At 66.6% G+C, this 17856-nt stretch carries 19 protein-coding genes and 1 tRNA gene; 9 read left to right on the forward strand and 11 right to left on the reverse strand.

The features are described from left to right. A complete protein-coding gene (locus ACFWHR_RS02730; RefSeq protein ID WP_382446734.1) occupies positions 1 to 1344 on the forward strand; it encodes a glycosyltransferase in 1344 nt (447 codons plus the stop codon). Between the two features lie 3 nt (positions 1345 to 1347). Here the strand turns inward: ACFWHR_RS02730 and ACFWHR_RS02735 are convergent, their stop codons facing one another. Further along, complete coding sequence (locus tag ACFWHR_RS02735; protein ID WP_382446735.1) at positions 1348 to 1986, reverse strand: CHAP domain-containing protein; 639 nt, start codon at positions 1984 to 1986, stop codon at positions 1348 to 1350. 297 nt (positions 1987 to 2283) lie between these two features. Between ACFWHR_RS02735 and ACFWHR_RS02740 the strand changes: the two genes are divergently transcribed. Next, a tRNA-Ser gene (locus ACFWHR_RS02740) sits at positions 2284 to 2368 on the forward strand. Between the two features lie 214 nt (positions 2369 to 2582). Here ACFWHR_RS02740 and ACFWHR_RS02745 read toward each other — a convergent pair. Then, entirely contained in the window at positions 2583 to 3803 is a 1221-nt protein-coding gene (locus tag ACFWHR_RS02745; protein ID WP_382446736.1) for an aminotransferase class I/II-fold pyridoxal phosphate-dependent enzyme, read from the reverse strand. A 69-nt stretch (positions 3804 to 3872) separates the two neighbouring features. Here ACFWHR_RS02745 and ACFWHR_RS02750 point away from each other — a divergent pair, with 69 nt between their 5' ends. From ACFWHR_RS02750 to ACFWHR_RS02765, 4 genes are all read left to right on the forward strand, one after another. Continuing rightward, positions 3873 to 4205 carry a TIGR02611 family protein gene (locus tag ACFWHR_RS02750; RefSeq protein ID WP_382446737.1) on the forward strand — a complete coding sequence of 111 codons (333 nt, stop codon included), beginning with the start codon at positions 3873 to 3875 and terminating at the stop codon, positions 4203 to 4205. A 95-nt stretch (positions 4206 to 4300) separates the two neighbouring features. Further along, positions 4301 to 5011 carry an acireductone synthase gene (gene mtnC, locus ACFWHR_RS02755; RefSeq protein WP_382446738.1) on the forward strand — a complete coding sequence of 237 codons (711 nt, stop codon included), beginning with the start codon at positions 4301 to 4303 and terminating at the stop codon, positions 5009 to 5011. Next, positions 5008 to 5676: a methylthioribulose 1-phosphate dehydratase gene (gene mtnB, locus ACFWHR_RS02760; protein WP_382446739.1), complete on the forward strand. Its 669-nt coding sequence runs from the start codon at positions 5008 to 5010 to the stop codon at positions 5674 to 5676. Before mtnC ends, mtnB begins: the two co-directional genes overlap by 4 nt. 102 nt (positions 5677 to 5778) lie before the next feature. Continuing rightward, on the forward strand, positions 5779 to 6366 hold the full coding sequence (locus tag ACFWHR_RS02765) for an acireductone dioxygenase (protein ID WP_382446740.1): 588 nt from the start codon (positions 5779 to 5781) through the stop codon (positions 6364 to 6366). A 73-nt stretch (positions 6367 to 6439) separates the two neighbouring features. Here ACFWHR_RS02765 and ACFWHR_RS02770 read toward each other — a convergent pair whose 3' ends face one another. From ACFWHR_RS02770 to upp, 3 genes are all read right to left on the reverse strand, one after another. Beyond that, entirely contained in the window at positions 6440 to 7171 is a 732-nt protein-coding gene (locus ACFWHR_RS02770; RefSeq protein WP_382446741.1) for a DUF4870 domain-containing protein, read from the reverse strand. A gap of 138 nt (positions 7172 to 7309) precedes the next feature. Further along, positions 7310 to 8005, reverse strand: coding sequence for a winged helix-turn-helix domain-containing protein (locus ACFWHR_RS02775; protein ID WP_382446742.1), 696 nt, complete (start codon positions 8003 to 8005; stop codon positions 7310 to 7312). A 384-nt stretch (positions 8006 to 8389) separates the two neighbouring features. After that, positions 8390 to 9028, reverse strand: coding sequence for a uracil phosphoribosyltransferase (gene upp, locus ACFWHR_RS02780; RefSeq protein WP_382446743.1), 639 nt, complete (start codon positions 9026 to 9028; stop codon positions 8390 to 8392). A gap of 56 nt (positions 9029 to 9084) precedes the next feature. On the opposite strand from upp, the gene ACFWHR_RS02785 reads away from it, so the two are divergent. Then, the gene (locus tag ACFWHR_RS02785; RefSeq protein WP_382447747.1) at positions 9085 to 9519 is read left to right on the forward strand and encodes a nucleoside deaminase; all 435 of its coding nucleotides are present in this window, start codon (positions 9085 to 9087) and stop codon (positions 9517 to 9519) included. Positions 9520 to 9728: 209 nt separating this feature from the next. On the opposite strand, the gene ACFWHR_RS02790 is transcribed toward ACFWHR_RS02785, so the two are convergent. From ACFWHR_RS02790 to ACFWHR_RS02810, 5 genes are all read right to left on the reverse strand, one after another. After that, on the reverse strand, positions 9729 to 10841 hold the full coding sequence (locus ACFWHR_RS02790; protein ID WP_382446744.1) for an ABC transporter ATP-binding protein: 1113 nt from the start codon (positions 10839 to 10841) through the stop codon (positions 9729 to 9731). Positions 10842 to 10843: 2 nt separating this feature from the next. Next, positions 10844 to 11674, reverse strand: coding sequence for an ABC transporter permease (locus ACFWHR_RS02795; protein ID WP_382446745.1), 831 nt, complete (start codon positions 11672 to 11674; stop codon positions 10844 to 10846). Further along, a complete protein-coding gene (locus ACFWHR_RS02800; RefSeq protein ID WP_382446746.1) occupies positions 11671 to 12516 on the reverse strand; it encodes an ABC transporter permease in 846 nt (281 codons plus the stop codon). Before ACFWHR_RS02800 ends, ACFWHR_RS02795 begins: the two co-directional genes overlap by 4 nt. A 143-nt stretch (positions 12517 to 12659) precedes the next feature. Next, positions 12660 to 13796, reverse strand: a complete 1137-nt coding sequence (locus ACFWHR_RS02805; RefSeq protein WP_382446747.1) for an ABC transporter substrate-binding protein — start codon at positions 13794 to 13796, stop codon at positions 12660 to 12662. Between the two features lie 183 nt (positions 13797 to 13979). Then, entirely contained in the window at positions 13980 to 14942 is a 963-nt protein-coding gene (locus ACFWHR_RS02810) for a cation diffusion facilitator family transporter (RefSeq protein WP_382446748.1), read from the reverse strand. A gap of 137 nt (positions 14943 to 15079) precedes the next feature. Between ACFWHR_RS02810 and proC the strand changes: the two genes are divergently transcribed. Further along, entirely contained in the window at positions 15080 to 15943 is an 864-nt protein-coding gene (gene proC / locus ACFWHR_RS02815) for a pyrroline-5-carboxylate reductase (RefSeq protein ID WP_382446749.1), read from the forward strand. 31 nt (positions 15944 to 15974) lie between these two features. On the opposite strand, the gene ACFWHR_RS02820 is transcribed toward proC, so the two are convergent. Beyond that, positions 15975 to 16730 carry a FadR/GntR family transcriptional regulator gene (locus tag ACFWHR_RS02820; protein ID WP_382446750.1) on the reverse strand — a complete coding sequence of 252 codons (756 nt, stop codon included), beginning with the start codon at positions 16728 to 16730 and terminating at the stop codon, positions 15975 to 15977. A 199-nt stretch (positions 16731 to 16929) separates the two neighbouring features. On the opposite strand from ACFWHR_RS02820, the gene ACFWHR_RS02825 reads away from it, so the two are divergent. Continuing rightward, entirely contained in the window at positions 16930 to 17853 is a 924-nt protein-coding gene (locus ACFWHR_RS02825) for a proline iminopeptidase-family hydrolase (RefSeq protein ID WP_382446751.1), read from the forward strand. Positions 17854 to 17856 lie beyond the last annotated feature (3 nt).

Below are 17856 nucleotides of genomic sequence, written 5' to 3' on the forward strand. Positions count from 1 at the left end.
ATGCACATTCTCATCGTCACTGACCAGCACGCCGAGTCGCTGGGCGGGGTGCAGGTGGCGATTCGCATGCAGCGCCGCGCGCTCGAGCAACTGGGGCATCGGGTCACGGTCGCGGCCCCGGCGCTGCATCGCCCCGGGTATCAGACAGCGGCGCAGGATCGCGATGCGTACATCGACCTGCCTTCTCGGCCGATCACCGCCGACCGTGAATATGGCATTACCTGGCCGGGCAGGCGCACCGATCGCGCGCTCGCGCGCGCTCTCGCCGACCGGCCGCCCGTCGATCTGGTGCACGTGCAGGGCGACTTCTGGGGTGCCATGATCGGCGTGCGCGCTGCGCGTGGGCTGCGGGCTGCCTATGCGCGGCGCGTCAACGGTGAGCGGCCCGTGCCACCTGTGTCGAGTGTGCCGAGTGTGCCGGGTGTGCGCGGTGTGCATGGCGTGCCGGGTGTGCGCGGTGTGCATGGCGTGCCGATTGTGCACACCATGCACAACCACGTGGATGAGGGCACACGCGCCGTGACCCCGTTCGCCCCGCTCGCGTTCGTCGGGCTGCGCGCCTGGCGCGCGCTCGCGCTTGGCCGGGCACGGGGGGCCGTCGATCGCGCGTCTCGCGGGGCTTGGCGCTACCTCGCGGAGCTTGCCTCGGAGGCCGCCGTCGTCACCGCGCCGTCTCAGCACTTCGCAGAGGCGTTGCGCGCACACGGGGTCGCGGCGGACGTGCTAGTCACACCGAACGGCGTCGGCGACGAGGCGATCGCGGCTGCAGGATCCATTGAGCGGTCTGCCCGTCGCAGGCCGAAGCTCGTGTGGCTCGGTCGCATGAGCCACGAGAAGCGTGTGCTGGAGTTCGTCGAGGCGATCGCGGCCTCCGGTATCGACGCGGATGTCGCGCTACACGGCGCTGGCCTGCTGTTGCCGCGGGTGCGCGAGAAGATAGCCGCGCTCGGTCTCTCCGACCGCGTGACGATCCCCGGCCCCGTGCCCTACCCAGAGGCGCTGGCGGCACTGCATGACGCTGACGCGCTCGTGCAGACGTCGATCGGGTTCGAGACGCAGGGCCTTACGCCGTTCGAGGCGGCGGCGCTCGGAACCCCGACGATCTTCTCAGACCCCGAGATCGCTGAGGATGTCGCCGTCACGCCGCACTGGGTCGTCGCTGACGGAAGTGTCGGTGCGCTCGCGGACACGCTGCGGCGGGCCGTTGCTGAGCTGTCGGCCGGGGGAGCAGAGCTTCGTGTCGATGCGTCGGTCGCGTCGCGGTTCTTGCAGTCGACCCGAACGGTCGAGATGCTCGCAGTGTACGACGCCGCGTTGGCGGCGTCGAGCGAGCACACTCGCTGAGGCTTAGAAGCGCCAGACTGCTGCGGTGAACCCCTCGGGGGGATCCGGCGTCCAGTTCTTCTCCTGAGTCACCAGACCGGAACCGCCCGGGCTATTCGACTGAATGATGGTGAACGTACCGTCGTCATTCACATCGGTGATGAGTACCGTGTGGACGCCGGTGACCCACGAAGTGGGAGACGAGGTGTACTCGTACTGGATCACGTCGCCAGCTTCGGCGTCTGAGAGCGTCACGCGGGTCGCGCCGTTGTAGTTCGCGACGGGATCGCCACTGCCGTTCCAGGCGCCGCCGCCCGCCTTGACCCAGCGCTGGGCTGACATGATGCACTCGCCCGGAGCGTTCCAGCCGGTGGGGCGGCTCGTGCCGATCTCGCTCTCGGCAAGATCAATGGCCGCGGCCACGTCATAGCCGTGCGGCACCTTGGCAACTTCTTCAACCTGCAGCACCGAATCGATCGAGGTGCCGGCGAGGGCGTCGTCTGTCGTGTCGAGCTGCTGCGCCACCGTGGTTGACGGCTGGATGGCAGCTGCTGCTGACGAGAAATCTTCCTGCGGCACGTCGGCGACTGCTGGTGCTGCGCCGACGGCAAAGGTCACGCAAGAGATCAGGCCGACAACGAACACCTTGGCAGATACATTCACGCGATAAACTCCGACTTTCCAACAAAAAGCGCCGGGCGGAGGCCCGTGCGCCTCAACCAGTATGCGTTACCGTTCTGTTACTTTCAAGTTCGGGTTCGTGTTGTGATGAAAATCCAAGGTTCTTCCGGCGTTCACCTGCTGATTATTCGGCCGGGTAGCGGTTGGTTTTCTGCAGGCATGGCGCAGGTGTTGCGCAGGTCTTGCGCCGGACCCGCGCCGGTTCGGAGCCATTTGGGGGCCGGTTCGGAGCCAAGCTGAGAACCCGCTAGACTGGTACGCGCTGGCTTCGGCCAGTGAGGAGGATTCGCCTAGCGGCCTATGGCGCACGCCTGGAACGCGTGTTGGGTTAACGCCCTCGGGGGTTCAAATCCCCCATCCTCCGCGGTAACGAAACAGCCCCTCACCTGAACCCGCGAGTTCAGGTGAGGGGCTGTTTCGTTGAGTGTGCTGGACTTTGGCTCTGTGCTTGCGCTCTTAGCTCGGAACGCTGCGATGGCGCAGCGTTGCGCAAGTGATCTGCGTTCTGCAAGCCCCGCGATCAGCATTAGGACTTGCAGAACGCAGATCACTTGCCGAACGCCGATTCTGAGGGGTACTCAGTACTCAGTACCCAACCTCCCCAACCGCTCCACCGCCGTGCGCAGGGTGTCCTCGTCCTTCACGAACGTGAACCGCACCCACGACGACAGGGCCGCCGCGGTGGGGGAGCCCTCGCGGCAGAATGCCGCGATCGGCACGCACGCAACGCCCACGGCACCGGGCAGGGCGCGGGCGAACGCTGCGCCGTCGGGCACATCGTCGCTTAAGAACGGGGTCGCGTCGGCGCACACGAAGTAGGTGCCGCCCGGCACCACGAGATCGAATCCGGCCGCACGGAGGCCCGCGATGAGCAGGTCTCGGCGATCCGACAGTGAATTGCGCAGCTCCAGAATGTCGGGGTCACCTTCGGTGAGGGCGCGGGCGATTGCCGGTTGGAACGGGGCGCCGCCCGTATAGGTGAGAAACTGCTTCACCGCGGTGATCGCCTCGATAAGATCGGCCGGGCCGACAGCCCAGCCAATTTTCCAGCCGGTCAGGGAGAACGTCTTGCCCGCCGATGAAATGGTCACTGTGCGCTCGGCCATGCCCGGCAGTGCGGCGAGCGAACGATGCCGCTGCCCGTCGTAGACAAGATGCTCGTAGACCTCGTCGGTCAGCACGATGGCATCGACGCGCTGAGCGGCCTCGGCGATGAGGTCAAGCTCGTCGGCAGTGAGCACGGTGCCGGTCGGATTATGCGGGGTATTGATGAGGATCACGCGTGTGCGCTCTCCGACGGCTTCGGTGAGTGCCGCGCCATCCATGCGGAATGTTCCGCCCTCGGGAATCAGCGGCACAGTCACATGCGTCGCCCCCGACATAGCGATGGCGGCGGCGTAGGCGTCATAGTAGGGCTCAAGCGTGACGACCTCGTCGCCGGGGCCAGCGAACGCGAGCAGCGCCGCGGCGAGTGCCTCAGTCGCGCCGGCTGTGACGAGCACCTCTGCGTCGGGGTCGACGGCGATTCCGGTGTGACGGAGCCGATGGTCAGCAACTGCCGTGCGCAGCGCGGGAATGCCTCGCCCCGGCGGGTACTGGTTCGCCCCGCTCATGATTGCTTCGGCCGCGATCCGGCGTACCCACTCGGGACCGTCCGCGTCGGGAAAGCCCTGGCCGAGGTTCGCTGAGCCAGTGGAAGTCGCGAGCGCCGTCATCTCCGCGAAAATGGTGGGGCGCGTGGTGCCGTCGGGTGCCGCAAGGCCTGCCGCGGTCGCAACGGACCGCCATCGCTCAGTCATTCCGTCAGTCTATGCGCGCTCCCACCTGACTCGCGGCATGCTGCCAGCATCGCAACCTAGGCTCGGCGCATGACCACGCTCGCCACGACCCACCGCAGCCGGTTCGCTCGCGGCGCCGCGTGGCTGCGGGCGGCGATCAGGCGTCGCCGTTGGCTCGACGCGCTCTACCGCGTTGCTGTCACTGCGGTTGGCGCGCTGGTGATGGTCGTCGGGCTGATCCTCGTGCCGCTACCCGGGCCAGGTTGGCTGATCGTGTTTTTCGGGCTCGCGATTCTCGGCACCGAGTTTCACTGGGCGCGACGCCTCCTCGGATGGGCTCGGATGGCCGTTGCCCGCGTCGCCGAGCGGTGGCGAGGCTGGCGTTCGCGCCGCGCGGCTCGCCGCACCGCCTACGGCACATGAGTGCAGCGATCCGCTGCAATACGCCGTAACTCAAGCGTTTTCAGCGCCCCGGAAGGGTACGATCAGTCGATTCGTTCGAACTCACGGAGGCTGCATTGACCGCATCGATAACGGTGTCCGCTGACGTGGTCGTCGTCGACCTCGAGGGCACGACGAGCGCCGCGGGGTTCATTCTGGGTGACCTCTACGACTATGCGCGCCCGCGTCTTGAGTCGGTTCTGGGGCGCTCAGACAGCGTGGTTCGCGAGGCGCGCGCGCAGGCGATAGCCGAGGCGGGGCTCTCCGCCGACGCCAGTGACATCGAGGTTGCCGTCGCACTCAGAGAGCTGATGGCCAACGACGTGAAGTCGACACCGCTCAAGACCATTCAGGGCGTCATCTGGGCCGAGGGCTTCGAGGCGGGGGAGATCACGTCTCATTTTTTCCCCGATGTTCCGGATCGCCTGCGCTCGTGGACCGCTCGTGGAGCGCGGCTCGCCGTCTATTCCTCGGGCTCGGTGGCCTCCCAGCAGCCGTGGTTTCGGCACGCCCCGCAGGGTGACTTGTCCGGCCTGGTTGAAGCGTGGTTCGACACGGTGAACGCTGGCCCGAAGAAGGATCCCGCGTCATACGCCCGCATCGCCGAAGCGCTCGGCGTTGACCCAGCCCGCGCCCTGTTTCTCACCGACCATCCGGCCGAGGTGAGCGCCGCGTTGGAGGCCGGTTGGCAGGTCGTCGCCCTCGACCGACCCGGCGAGCCCTGGGCCGGCAGCGACTTCGCCGCCCCCGCAGTTTCGAGTTTTGCAGAGATCGAGGTCACCGTATGAGCCTGTTGGCAGCGACAACCGTAGGCGACCCGCACTCACTCGCGCAGGTCACCGCGCTCCACGATGCGGGCGCCGTGCTCGCGCGCGAGGCCTCGCGCTTCGCCGATTTTGGTTGGATGCGCGGTACCGCCGGCAACCTGTCGCTCGTGCTTTCGCGCGAGCCACTACGCCTCGCCGTAACCGCGTCGGGGCTCGACAAGTCTGAGCTCACCGCGGCCGATGTCGTGCTGGTCGACGAATTCGGCGCCTCGGCCGACGATGAGGATCCCCGCCGCCCGTCGGCTGAATCGGGCCTCCACGCGCACATCGCCGCGCGCACGGGTGCGAACGCCATCTTCCATGTGCACGCGCTCGATGCCGTGCTCGCCGGTCGGCTCTGGCCGGAGGGGGTGGAGGTCAGCGACCTCGAGATGCTGAAGGGTATCGGTCACCCCGCGCACGACGCGACGGTCACGATTCCGGTGATTCAGAATCATCAAGACATGCGCGTCGAGGCCGAGCGCTTCGACGCCGTGTACGCCGGTGCGAGCGATGTGGCGCCAGAGGTGCCGGCCGTGATCGTCGCCGGGCACGGCATGTACGCCTGGGGCAACAACGCGGCTCAGGCGCGGCACCACCTCGAAATTACCGAGTGGCTAGTGCGCTACGCGGTCGCCGCTCGCTGAGGCGACACAGCGTCGCGCGCTGAGTTGACCCACCCGCCCGGCGCGCTGATCCCGAAATTTCTGTCCTACACACTGCACCGCTAGCCATGAGAGAAGAGACCCATGACACTCCTCACTATCTGGAACGAGACTGACCCGACGACCCCGATCGTCGAGACGACCGATGACGCCGAGATCGGCGAGCTGCTCCACGGGCTCGGCGCGCGTTTTTCACACTGGGAGGTTAAGGAGTTCGCAGACGACGCGACGCTCGACGAAATTCTCGCGCTGTACGCCGACGAGGTCGAGTCGGTGAAGCAGAGCGAGGGGTACACTCTCGTCGACATCGTCGGCCTGGGTCCGTCGCAGCCGAACTACGACGAGGTCAAGGGGCCGTCGCGCGAGAAGTTCCTTTCAGAGCATCGCCACGATGACGATGAGGATCGGTTCTTCGCGAAGGGTGCTGGCGTTTTCTATCTGCACGTCGACGGAAAGGTGCACGCGCTGTACTGCGAGCCGGGCGACCTCGTCTCGGTCCCCGCGAACACGACGCACTGGTTTGACATGGGCACTGCGCCCGAGTTCACCTCGATCCGCTTCTTCCACGATGACGACGGCTGGGTCGGCCACTTCACCGGTAGCCCGATTGCGAGCACGTTCGCGACCTTCGATGAGCTGCACGCGCGTCGCAAGGAACTGGCTGCGGTGTAACACCAGCCACACAACGAACAGCGCCCCGGCTCCGCAATTGCGGAGCCGGGGCGCTGTTCGTGCGCTCGGAGTATTACTTGATGAGCGGCAGGTTAAAGATGAAGCCGGGCTGCTCGCCGCGACGGAAGCCCTCGCTCGCCTTGACCGCGGCGATGATGTGGAACACGAACAGCACGGCGGACCCGATCCACAGCACGAGGGCGAGGAGCCACCCGATGTAGGGAATCATCGCCAGGATCCACGTCGCGACGCCCACGCCAACGCGCAGCAGCGAGAAGTTCAGGTTGTCGCGCTGGTACGCGTACACACGCTGGTCGCCCTTATCTTTATCGATGAGGAAGAAGATCAGCGCGGGAATCCACGAGAAGAACACCGAAAGCCAGTAGTTCAGCACGATGTTGGTCGCAGGGTCTGCGGCGGGCTGGCCGTAGCCCGCGGGTGGCTGCTGGTAGCCGCCGGGCGGCGGCGTCTGGCCCGGGGCGCCATACTGCGGAGCCTGGTGCTGCTGCGGAGCCTGGTGCTGCTGCGGAGCCTGGTGCTGCTGCGGAGCCTGGTGCTGCTGCGGAGCCTGGTAGGTCGGCTGCGGCTGCTGGGGCTGCTGCGGGGGCACCGGCGGGGTCTGCGGTGCAGCCGGGGGAGCCTGGAACTGCGGGGCAGCAGGCGGGGCCTGCGGTGTGGCAGGAGGAGCCTGGGGCGCTGCGGGCGGCGCGGGGGGAGCCGTCGGCGGAGTAGTGGGAGCAGGATCGCCTGCTGTGTGACCGGCGGGCTCGTGTCCTGCCGGATCCTCGGGGGGCAACGTAGTCATGTTCGGTCTCCTTAAGAAGTTATAGGATGCGCTATTTGAGAGTACCGCAGCCGAACCTGGCGCGATACTCCTTAACTCCGCGTGACCGGGAGGATGGCATCAGTGTGTCGACGGTGGGGCTCACCCGCCGACCCCGTTCTAGAATGCGTCGGGGCTCGGCGCCGCGGTGTGCAGAATTGAGACGTCTGCGTGGCGGTCGAAGCGGTACCCGGTGCCGCGCACCGTGCGCACGATGTCCTGGTACTGCGCGAGTTTCACGCGCAGACGACGGATGTGGACGTCGATGGTGCGCTCGCTCGGTGCTTCTTCGTCGCTGCCGTCGCTCCACAGTGCCGTGATGAGCTCTTCGCGGCTGATCGTGCGACCCTCGCGCAGTACGAGGTACTGCAGCAGCTCGAACTCACGGAACGTGAGAGCGGCCGACACATTGTCAAGCAAGACGCGCTTGCGGGAAAGATCGAGGATCACGCCGCTCGCGGCGCGATCCTGCTCGTCTGCCTCGTGCTGCTTCTGACGTGCGTGGGCAGCCGGGTCGCCGAGCGCGAGGCGCACGACGTCTACGTCGCGGCCACCGGTGTGCTCGGGAGCGAGTGCGACGGCGGCATAGGTGTCTGCGGCCGGGGCGAGTTCTGCAACGAGCTGCTTAATGCGCGTGACGATTGCGCCGAGCTTCGGGTCGCCGTCGGCGATCTTGTCGTCGGCGAGGCCGACGTAGAGGGCGAAGCCGCGCACCTCGGTGCCCTCGGGCACTCGGCGTTCGGGGGCAGCCTGCGGAGCGAGGTCTGCGGAAAGGTCGGGGCGAGCGGCGCGGAGGGTCTGAGTGGTCGCGTTCATGATGTTGTCCTTCAAGGCTGTCGAAAGCGGAGCGGCGCGGCTGTGCGCGGAACCGAGTGGCCGGGATCCGGCCGGGTGTGCGGGTCAATCACGTGCGCGGGTTCGATACGAACCGAGAAACGGCGCAAACCGTGAGAGCGGTGATCGTTACAGATCCACCGGGTAAGACGTACTGAAAAAGTCAGTTGCACATTCGACAGCGCATGACACTCTGCCCGGACATCATCATGCCGGGGTTCCCAATGTTCACCTCGAAGGCGGACAGAGGACGAGTGATTTCATGCATAACCGCAAGTTAAGCAAAGCATTGCTCAGTGTGTCAAGCGAAACTTGCGGAATGGATGCGTGAGTGTGGCGGTTGATGTTGCGGCCGCCGCGGCGGCGTTAGTCGCCAGCGGTGCCGTACAGCCGGTCGCCCGCGTCGCCCAGGCCCGGCACGATGTACGCCTGCTCGTTCAAGCCCTCGTCGAGAGCGCCGAGCACGAGCGTGACGTCGCGATCACCGGCAGCCTCGCGAATGGTCTCGACGCCCTCGGGCGTGCCGAGCACGCAGATCGCCGTGACGTCATCTGCGCCACGGTCGAACAGGAACTTGATCGCTGCGGCCAGCGATCCGCCGGTCGCGAGCATCGGATCGAGCACGAAGCACTGACGCCCCGCGAGCGAGTCGGGCAGACGCTCAGCGTACGTCGTCGGCTGCAGCGTTTCTTCGTCGCGCGCCATGCCGAGGAAGCCGACCTCGGCGGTCGGTACAAGCTTCACCATGCCCTCGAGCATGCCGAGCCCCGCCCGCAGAATCGGAACGATGAGTGGCAGCGGTTCACTCAATCGCACGCCGGTCGTCGGTGACACGGGCGTCTCGATCTCGTGCGGCTCGACGCGCACCTCTCGGGTCGCCTCGTAGGCCAGCAGCGTCATCAGCTCTTCGATGAGCAACCGGAACGTCGGCTGGGGGGTCTTCTTGTCGCGCAGCACGGTCAACTTGTGGGTGATGAGGGGGTGATCCGCAACAAAGACTCGCATGGACCTATTCTATTGGCGTGACCACCATCCCTCCATCGCGCGCTGAGTTCGACGCTATGGGACTCGCGCTTGCGGAGGCTCAGGCCGCCGCCACCGCGGGGGAGATCCCGGTCGGAGCCGTCGTGCTCGATGCAAACGGTGCTGTGATTGGCGCGGGTCGGAATGTGCGCGAGGCGGTTCCGGATCCGACTGGCCACGCCGAAGTGATCGCCATTCGCGAGGCCGCGGCGGCACTGGGTGATCGTGTGCTCGAGGGCTGCACGCTAGTGGTGACACTCGAGCCGTGCGCCATGTGCGCGGGGACCATCCTGGCTGCGCGCTTGCCGCGCGTTGTGTTCGGCGCTTGGGACGAGAAAGCCGGAGCCGTCGGCAGCGTCTACGACCTGCTGCGCGACGGCCGCTTGCCGCACGCGGTTCCCGAAGTGGTCAGCGGTGTGCGCGCACAGGAGTGCGCCGCCCTGCTGCAGTCGTTCTTCGACGCCCGCCGCTAGCGCGCTGCGCCGCGTGGCACCTCCGGCCGCCCGCCACGAGGCGCCGCCGACGAGGCCGCCGGCGCCGAGGCCGCCGGCGCCGCCGCCTCGAGCGGGGTAACTTGTGACGCGTGTCGGCGGTGCAACACGCGTCACAAGTTACCCCGCTCGCCAGAAGGGAGGGAGGGAGGAGGGGAAGGGGGAGGGGGAGTCAGCGGAGCGGGCGGGCGTCAGGGGCGCGGGGCAACCGTTACCGGTTCGGGGGCGAACGAGACCACTACGCGATCTCCCGCGCGGAACGGGTCTTCGGCCGAGTGCTGCGACGCGAGCTCAGTGCCGTCGTCGAACTGCACCACAGTGCGCCGGATCGGGCCGAGAAACCCGCTCGACACCACGACGCCGCTGAGCGGGGTCGCAAACGATCCCGGCGCTTCAGCCGCGAGGCGCACGTGCTCTGGTCGAACATATGCGGTCACTCGCGCGCCGGTCACACCGGTCAACCCGTCACCAGCGCCAGCACCAGCGCCGACCCCCACGGTCACCGGCAGCAGCGCGCCGCGCAGGTTCACGAGGTCGTGCTGCTGCGTCGCTTCGAGCTGATTGCTGAGCCCGACAAAGTCAGCCACGAAGGGTGAGGCGGGCCTGCGGTAGAGGTCTTCGGGGGTGCCGAGCTGCGCGATCCGGCCCCCTTCCATGACGGCGACGCGGTCAGAGATTGACAGCGCCTCCTCCTGGTCGTGAGTCACGAACACCGTGGTGATACCGAGGTCGGTTTGAATGGCGCGGATCTGCTCGCGCAGCCGCACGCGCACCTTGGCGTCGAGCGCCGACAGCGGTTCGTCGAGCAGCAGTGCGCGCGGGCGAGTGACGAGCGCCCGCGCCAGCGCGACGCGCTGCTGCTGACCACCCGACAGCTCGTGCGGAAAGCGCTCGGCGAGGTGTGACAGTCCGACGATCTCGAGCATCTCGCCCACGCGAGTGATGCGCTCGGGTTTCGCGACGCGGCGCATACCGAGCCCGAATTCGACGTTGCGGGCGACGCTCAGGTGTGGAAACAGCGAGTACTGCTGAAACACCATGCCGATGTCGCGCCGGTTCACGGGCACCGCGGTGACGTCGTCGCCGCCGATGATGACGCGGCCAGCGGTGACGTCTTCGAGCCCCGCAATGCAGCGCAGCGCCGTCGTTTTGCCGCAGCCCGATGGGCCGAGCAGGCAGACGAGCTCGCCCGGATCGAGGGCGAGGTCGATGCCGTGCAGCACGGTCGTCGCACCGTAGGCCTTCGTGACGCCTTCGAGGCGCACTGCAGCGCCCGATCGGGTCTGTGCCATCGTGTCGGTCATGATCAGGACTCCTGGGAATGATTCGCGCGGGTTCCGCGCCGCTTCCGCCGACGCGGGGCGCCGCCGGTGCTGCTGACGAGGAGAAGAACGAGGAAGGCGCCGACCAGCGATAGCAACGATACCGCGACGGCGACGAACGGATCCGACTTCGAGATCTGCAGGAGCGCCGTCTGCAGCGTCACCCGATTCAGCAGCGACGACACGGTGAACTCGCCCAGCACGATCGCAATCGTGAGGAGCGACGCGGCGAGCAGTCCACGCCGCACTCCCGGCGTGACGATGCGCACGAGCACCGTGCCCCAGCCCGCGCCGAGCGAGCGGGCTGCCTCGGTGCGCGTGCGCGCATCCATGCCCTGCAGATCAGAGTTGATGGCGCGGTACGCGAACGGCAGCACGAGCACGCCGTACGCCAGGCAGAGCGACCACGATCCCGACCCCAGCGCGCTCCCGAGAACCCGATAAATCGGCGCGAAACCGACAACGAGCACGATGGCCGGGATCGCGATGGGCAGCACGGTGAGCAGGTCGAGCGCCCGTTCGAGCCGGGGAAACCGAAGGTGCACGAGCACGATCGTCGGGAAGAACACCCCGAGCACGATGACGAGCGTCAGCCCAGCGAGCACCAGCGAATTTCCGAGACCCTGAAACAGTGGCCGGTAGGTGCGGGCGTGTTCGGGATCAACGAGCGCCGTCCAGTGCTCGAGTCCGTATCCGCCGGCCGTTTGGCGCAGCGTGAACTCGAGCATTGCGAACAACGGGATGAGAAAGACGAGGCCGATGATCGTCACGACCGCGTAGGCGACACCGCGCCGTCGCCGCGCGACGGCGCTCATCGCTGCCACCGTCCCGCCCGTGCCATGAGGCGGCCGTAGACGAGCATTACGACGGTCATTACGACGATCATGCCGAGAGCGAGTACACCGGCTGTTGCGGAATTGGATCCGCCGGTCTCGCCGATCAGTGCCGCGCGAATTTGCAGTGGCACGATCTGCGCCCCCTGGCTGATGAGGGCCGCCGCCGTCGCGTACGAAGAGAACGCGTTCGCGAAGAGCAACAGTAGCGACCCGAGGAAGGCAGGCGCGAGCACGGGCAGCCCGACCCGCCACCAGTAGCTGAAACCGGTGCCGCCGAGTGTCGCGACGGCCTCTGCCCAGCCGGGCTTCAGTGCGACAACGGCCGGCAAGAAAGTGATGACCATGAGCGGCACCTGAAAGTAGACGTAGGGCAGAATCAGGCCGGGCAGCTCGTAGAGCCAGACACCGTTCGCGAACAGGTCGACGCCGAGTCGTTCGCGCAGGTTCACGGTGATGAGGCCCTGGATGCCGATCGTTGCGACGAACGCGAACGCGAGCATGACGCCGCCGAACTGAGCGAGCACGGAACTTGCGGCGTCGATCACCCGGCGTAGCGGACCGGTCTCGGAGAGTTCGGCGAGGGCCCAGCACAGGATCGCGCCGATCACTGCGCCGACGAGCGCCGTGACCACGCTCACCCAGACGCTCGCGCCGAACGCGCTGAGCGTGGCGGGCGCAGCGAGTACGCCGAGGTTCGCAAGGGTGAAACCGTTGTCATCGGCGAAGCCGCTGCCGACGGCGAGCACGGTGGGAACCGCGAGGAACAGCACGACATACACGGCGAAGGGGGCGAGCCCGAGCGTCGAGAGGAATCGTTTCACGAGGACTCCGGGGTCAGTAGGCGAGGCAGAATGAGGCGGGGAGATGAGGCGAAGTGCGGGCGGCCGCGGTTCGCGGCGGGGCCCGGTGGCTCGGGGCGGGGTACCGGATCGTCGTCGGCCACCCCGCCCCGAGCAGGCAATCGCTACTGAATCGCGGCGGCCCAGCGCTCGCTGAGGAGCTTGTTGGCGGCGGCGGTCTCGTCTTCGGTCGGCGTGATCCAGTCGTCGCTCGAGGTGCCGAAGGTGGCCGCCTCGATGAGCGAGTCGTCGGCCGATCCCGATTCCTTCAAAGCGTCAACGCGCACGGGCACGGCGTTCGCCTCGAGGTATAGGCTCTGCGCCTCGTCCGAGAAGATCCACTCCTGCCACAGGCGAGCTGCGGCCGGGTTTGGCGCGTCCTTATTGATCGCCTCGTTGTAGAAGGAGACGTAGGCGGGGCCGTCGAGCACGGTCGTCTTCCAGCTCGGCTTGTCGGCGGCGGCCGCGACGTTGTTGAACGACCAGTCAAACACGAGCGGGGTCTCGCCCGAAGCGATCGTCGCGGGCGTCGGGTCGACGGTCAGCAGGTTGTCGGCCTTTCGCAGATCAGCGACGAAGTCGACGCCGGGTCCGAAGTCGTCGACACCGCCACCGTTCTGCGCGGCAATCGACCCGACCGCTGCGAACGCGGCGCCCGCCTGGGTCGGGTCGCCGTTGAGCACGACAGATCCCTTGTAGTCCGAGCCGAGCAGATCGTCGATCGCCTTCGGCTCGGCCACCTGATCAGAGTCGTAGCCGATCGACATGATCCCGGAGTAATTGTTCACCCAGAGGCCGCTGGCCTCCTTGTTTTCTGCGGGAATGTCGTCCCAGGTTTCCACCTGGTACGGCGCGAACATGTCAACGTTCTCGAGCGCGACGGCGGTGCCGAGGTCAAACACGTCGGGGGCGGTGTCTTGCCCCTGCAGGTTGTCGGCGGCCTGGATCTCTTCGGCGCTCGACGCGTCGGGTGACGCCGAGTTGACGGTGATGTCGTACTTGTCTTCAAAACCGCTGATGATCTTGCCGTAGTTCGCCCAGGTCTCGGGGAGGGCGATGACGTTGAGCTGGCCCTCCTTCTGTGCCGCGGCGACGAGCTCGTCCATGCCGCCGAAGTCTTCGGCGCTCGTGGCGGTGGCGGCGTCAGTGGCCGAGCCGGAGCCGCTGTCGGCATCGCTCGCCGACGAGCAGGCCGCCAGCGAACCGCCCATGAGCAGTGCGGTGATCACGGCGGCGGAGCGCAAAATGGCGCGAGAGGTCACGGTGTTCCTTCCAACGAGTGGGGTGCGGATCGCCGGGAGGCGCGTGCGGCTGGCCAAAATGTGGCCAGCCGATCCGTCACCTCACGCTAGAAGTGCGCGGTGACCTGGAAGGGGCGGGGAGGGGACCCTGGGGTAGCAGCGGGGTGAACGATGTGTGTCCCCGGCGCCCCGTTGACGACATTGTTAGTCGCTCGACAGCATCACGATCGAGCTCGTCGACGGCGTCGCCGCATTCGGGTCAATGTAGACGTCGGGTTCGATGTAGATGATGCGCGCGGCGGGCACAGCCTCGCGCACGCGACGTTCCGCGAGGTTAATGATGACCGACACCTCGTTCATCGTTTTGGTTGGGGCGATATCGACTTTCGCGCCGACCATGAACTCGTCAGGGCCGAGGTAGAGCGTCTTCATGTGGATGATGCGGCCGATGTCCTGCGACTTCAGCAGCGCGGCCTCGATCTTCGCGACGTCGTCATCGTTTGCTCCCTCACCGACGAGCAGGCTCTTCACTTCCACGCCGAGCACGATCGCCACCGCGACGAGCAGCACGCCGATCGCGACGGTCGCGATACCGTCGAAGAGGCCATTCCCCGTGAGTACGGTGAGGCCGACGCCAGCGAACGCGAAGACGAGGCCGAGCAGCGCCGCGAAGTCTTCGAGCAGCACGACAGGCAACTCGGGCGCCTTTGAACGGCGAATGAACTGGATCCAGCTGGACGAGCCCTTGTGCGGGCGGCTCTCACGAATTGCGGTGCGCAGTGAGAAGCTCTCGAGCACGATCGCGATCAGCAACACCGCGAGCGGAAGCCACCACACCTCAAGGGCGTGCGGGTGCTGAATCTTTGAGATGCCCTCGTAGACGGAGAACACGCCACCCACGGAGAAGAGCACGATGGCGACGACGAACGCGTAGACGTAGCGCACACGTCCATAGCCGAACGGGTGCTCCTTGTCGGCTTTCTGCTGCGCGCGCTTGCCGCCGACGAGCAGCAGAATCTGATTGCCGGAATCGGCCAGTGAATGCACACCCTCTGCGAGCATCGACGATGACCCCGAGAACGCCCACGCAATAAATTTCGTGATCGCGATACCCAAATTGGCGAGTAACGCCGCGATAATCGCCTTGCTGCCGCCTGACGCGCTCATTCCAGCTGCCTCCCTGACCGGGCCTCAGAGTGCCCGAATTGCTGGCCCAAGTCTATTCGGCTCCGCGATTCGCCGGGGCATGGAAACGGACAAGACCCGGCCCGCATTCTGTCGGGGGTGCTCCATACACTGGGGGAATGAGCGATTCGAAAGATGCACCCACGTCAGACACACTGCCCCGCATCGCCATGATCGGTGTGGGCTCGATGGGTGGCGCGATCCTCGCGGGCCTCCGGGCCCCAGAGGTAGACATCGCGCTGCCGATCGTCGTGACGACGAAATCTGTGACGAGCGCGCAGGCCTTCGCGGGCGACGACGACGTGACGGCGCTGTCGTCGGAGCAGGACGCCGACGCGAATAAGACCGCGGTGCGCGACGCTGAGCTCGTGGTGCTCGCGGTGAAGCCGTGGATGGTGCGCGACGTGGTCCGCGAAATAGCGAATGACCTCGCTCCGGGCGCGGTCGTGGTGAGCGTCGCCGCCGGTGTGCCCAGCTCGGCGATCGAAGACAAACTGCCTGACGGAGTGCCCGTGGTGCGCGCCATGCCCAATACGCCGGCCACGATCGGTCTCGGTGTCACCGGTATCGCCGCGGGTGCCGCCGCAACCGACGCCCACATCGAGCTCGTGCGACGCCTGTTTGCGACGGTCGGCGAGGTACTCGTCGTGCGTGAGGACCAGATCAACGACATCGCGGCCGTCTCTGGATCGGGCCCTGCGTACCTCTTCCTGTACGCGGAAGAAATGACTCAAGCGGCCGAACGTCGTGGATTCGATGAGGATCAGGCGCGCGTGCTCGTGCAGCAGACCATCGTCGGCGCGGCCGAGTTGTGGGCGCACAGCGACGACACCCCAGAAGAGCTGCGTCGCAAGGTCACGAGCCCGAAGGGCACGACCGAACAGGCCGTGCTCGTGTTGCAGGAGGCGAACTGGGGCGAGCTCTTTGACCGCGCGCTCGCCGCAAACGCTCGCCGATCCGAGGAGCTCGAACGCGGGGAGTAGCCGCGGGGAGTGGCCGCGGAGAATAGCCCTGCTACCCAGGCGAGTCGGACGCAGCGAGCAGCGCGATGATGATGTCGAGGTCGATCTGTTCGTGCGCGTGCGACAGGTCGAAAGCCGCAACGCGATCGCCCGCGGTGATCGCAGCAAGTATCGCGCGGTGGTCGCGCAGAGCCCGCTGCTGCATGGCGCTGTGCTGATCCGGCGGCCCCCAAATGTGCTGCGAGGTGCCGATACTGATGCGCCCATTCGCGAGGCGCAGCATGTCTCCCAGCAGGGGTTGGTGGGCGGCAACGAGGATCGCGTCGTGGAACCGCGCGTCTGCCGCCTGAGCGGCGGCCGCGTCGTCGGCGTCGACCGCTGCGGCGAAGACGTCGAGCGCCAACGCTATGCGGCTCAGGTCTTCGGCCGTTCGCCGGAGCGCCGCGGTTTCGGCAATGAGTGCATACATGAGGGCGGAGGCATCGACCGCCTCGCGTAGCTCGTCGAGCCGCGCGCGCAGCACACGATCGACCTCGCCACTCGTGTCGCGGGCCTGCACATCGAGCACGAACGCTCCGCCCGAACGCCCGCGCCGCGTCTCGATGTACCCGCGGTCGCCGAGTCGTTTCAGCGCGAGTCGAACGGTACCGCGCCCAACCGCGAGGGACTCGGCGAGTACGCGTTCACTCGGCAGCCTTGAGCCGGGCAGAAATTCGCCGGCGGCGATTGCCGAGAGAAGTCGGTCGGTGATGCCGGCGACCTTTGGGTCCGCAGGAATCGGTTCGAGCGCTGAAAAATCGCCCCCCACGCTGCCTCCCTGCCTCGGTGAATCTGCTCGGCGGGAGGCTCGCTGTTCGACTGCCCTCCCGGTGCGACCAGACTAGCGAGCATAAATGGCCTTGTCAGTGAACCATTGCTGGGGCATACTGAGGGCGCCGAATGTCAGCACGCCGATTGTGAGCCCGCCGATTGTGAGCCCGCCGAGCGTGAACTCAAAGGAGAGTCGTATGCAGCGAGCCGTTTCACGAGACGCCGACTGGTCAGTCACGACGCGCACCGTTCCGTTCGAGGGCAACGAGACCTGGGTGCGCATTTCAACACCGCTCACGCCCGACCCTGATGCGCTCCCCGTGATCGTGCTCCACGGTGGGCCGGGCATGGCTCACAATTACCTGCTGCCGCTCGAGCGCTGGGCCGGCTCGGGCCGCACGGTGATTCACTACGATCAAATCGGCTGCGGCAACAGTTCACACCTGCCAGAGGCCGATCCGGAGTATTGGACCCCGGCGTTGTTCGTGCGCGAATTCATCAACCTCGTCGACGCTCTCGGCCTGGTCGACTATCACGTCGTCGGCCAATCGTGGGGTGGCATGCTCGCGGCAGAGATTGCCGTGACGCGCCCGTCGGGTCTGCGGTCCATCGCGATTTGTAACTCGCCAGCGTCGATGGAGCTGTGGGTAGCCGGCGCCGCGCGCCTGCGCACCGAACTGCCCGACGGGATGGACGAGGCGATGCGCCGCTTCGAGGACGCAGGTGAAACAGACGCGCCTGAATACCTCGAGTACGTCGATGAGTTCTACCGACGCCACGTCTGCCGCACAGAGCCGATGCCCCAGGAGTTCGTCGACAGTTCGGCGCAGATGGAGGCCGAGCCCACGGTTTATCACACGATGAATGGGCCGAATGAATTTCACGTGATCGGCACGCTGCGCAACTGGTCGATCGTGGATCGCCTGCCGCAGATCGAGGTGCCGACGCTCGTGCTCGCGGGCGAATTTGACGAGGCGACGCCTGAGACGTGGGCGCCCTTCGTCGAGCACATTCGCGACGTGAGATCGGTGGTGCTGCCAGGCACCAGCCACTGCTCGCACCTCGAGGATCCCGATCTGGTGCTCGACACTGTCGGCGCCTTTCTGGCCGACCACGATTAGCCA

The sequence above is a fragment of the Leucobacter sp. NPDC058333 genome (genome assembly GCF_042726155.1).
In the GTDB taxonomy this organism is placed as follows: domain Bacteria; phylum Actinomycetota; class Actinomycetes; order Actinomycetales; family Microbacteriaceae; genus Leucobacter.

Coding starts and splice junctions, on each gene's coding strand:
- ACFWHR_RS02730 (WP_382446734.1), top strand. CDS start 1: ATGCACATTCTCATCGTCACTGACCAGCACGCCGAGTCGCTGGGCGGG.
- ACFWHR_RS02745 (WP_382446736.1), bottom strand. CDS start 3,803: ATGACTGAGCGATGGCGGTCCGTTGCGACCGCGGCAGGCCTTGCGGCA.
- ACFWHR_RS02750 (WP_382446737.1), top strand. CDS start 3,873: ATGACCACGCTCGCCACGACCCACCGCAGCCGGTTCGCTCGCGGCGCC.
- mtnB (WP_382446739.1), top strand. CDS start 5,008: ATGAGCCTGTTGGCAGCGACAACCGTAGGCGACCCGCACTCACTCGCG.
- ACFWHR_RS02765 (WP_382446740.1), top strand. CDS start 5,779: ATGACACTCCTCACTATCTGGAACGAGACTGACCCGACGACCCCGATC.
- ACFWHR_RS02770 (WP_382446741.1), bottom strand. CDS start 7,171: ATGACTACGTTGCCCCCCGAGGATCCGGCAGGACACGAGCCCGCCGGT.
- ACFWHR_RS02775 (WP_382446742.1), bottom strand. CDS start 8,005: ATGAACGCGACCACTCAGACCCTCCGCGCCGCTCGCCCCGACCTTTCC.
- upp (WP_382446743.1), bottom strand. CDS start 9,028: ATGCGAGTCTTTGTTGCGGATCACCCCCTCATCACCCACAAGTTGACC.
- ACFWHR_RS02785 (WP_382447747.1), top strand. CDS start 9,085: ATGGGACTCGCGCTTGCGGAGGCTCAGGCCGCCGCCACCGCGGGGGAG.
- ACFWHR_RS02790 (WP_382446744.1), bottom strand. CDS start 10,841: ATGACCGACACGATGGCACAGACCCGATCGGGCGCTGCAGTGCGCCTC.
- ACFWHR_RS02795 (WP_382446745.1), bottom strand. CDS start 11,674: ATGAGCGCCGTCGCGCGGCGACGGCGCGGTGTCGCCTACGCGGTCGTG.
- ACFWHR_RS02810 (WP_382446748.1), bottom strand. CDS start 14,942: ATGAGCGCGTCAGGCGGCAGCAAGGCGATTATCGCGGCGTTACTCGCC.
- proC (WP_382446749.1), top strand. CDS start 15,080: ATGAGCGATTCGAAAGATGCACCCACGTCAGACACACTGCCCCGCATC.
- ACFWHR_RS02825 (WP_382446751.1), top strand. CDS start 16,930: ATGCAGCGAGCCGTTTCACGAGACGCCGACTGGTCAGTCACGACGCGC.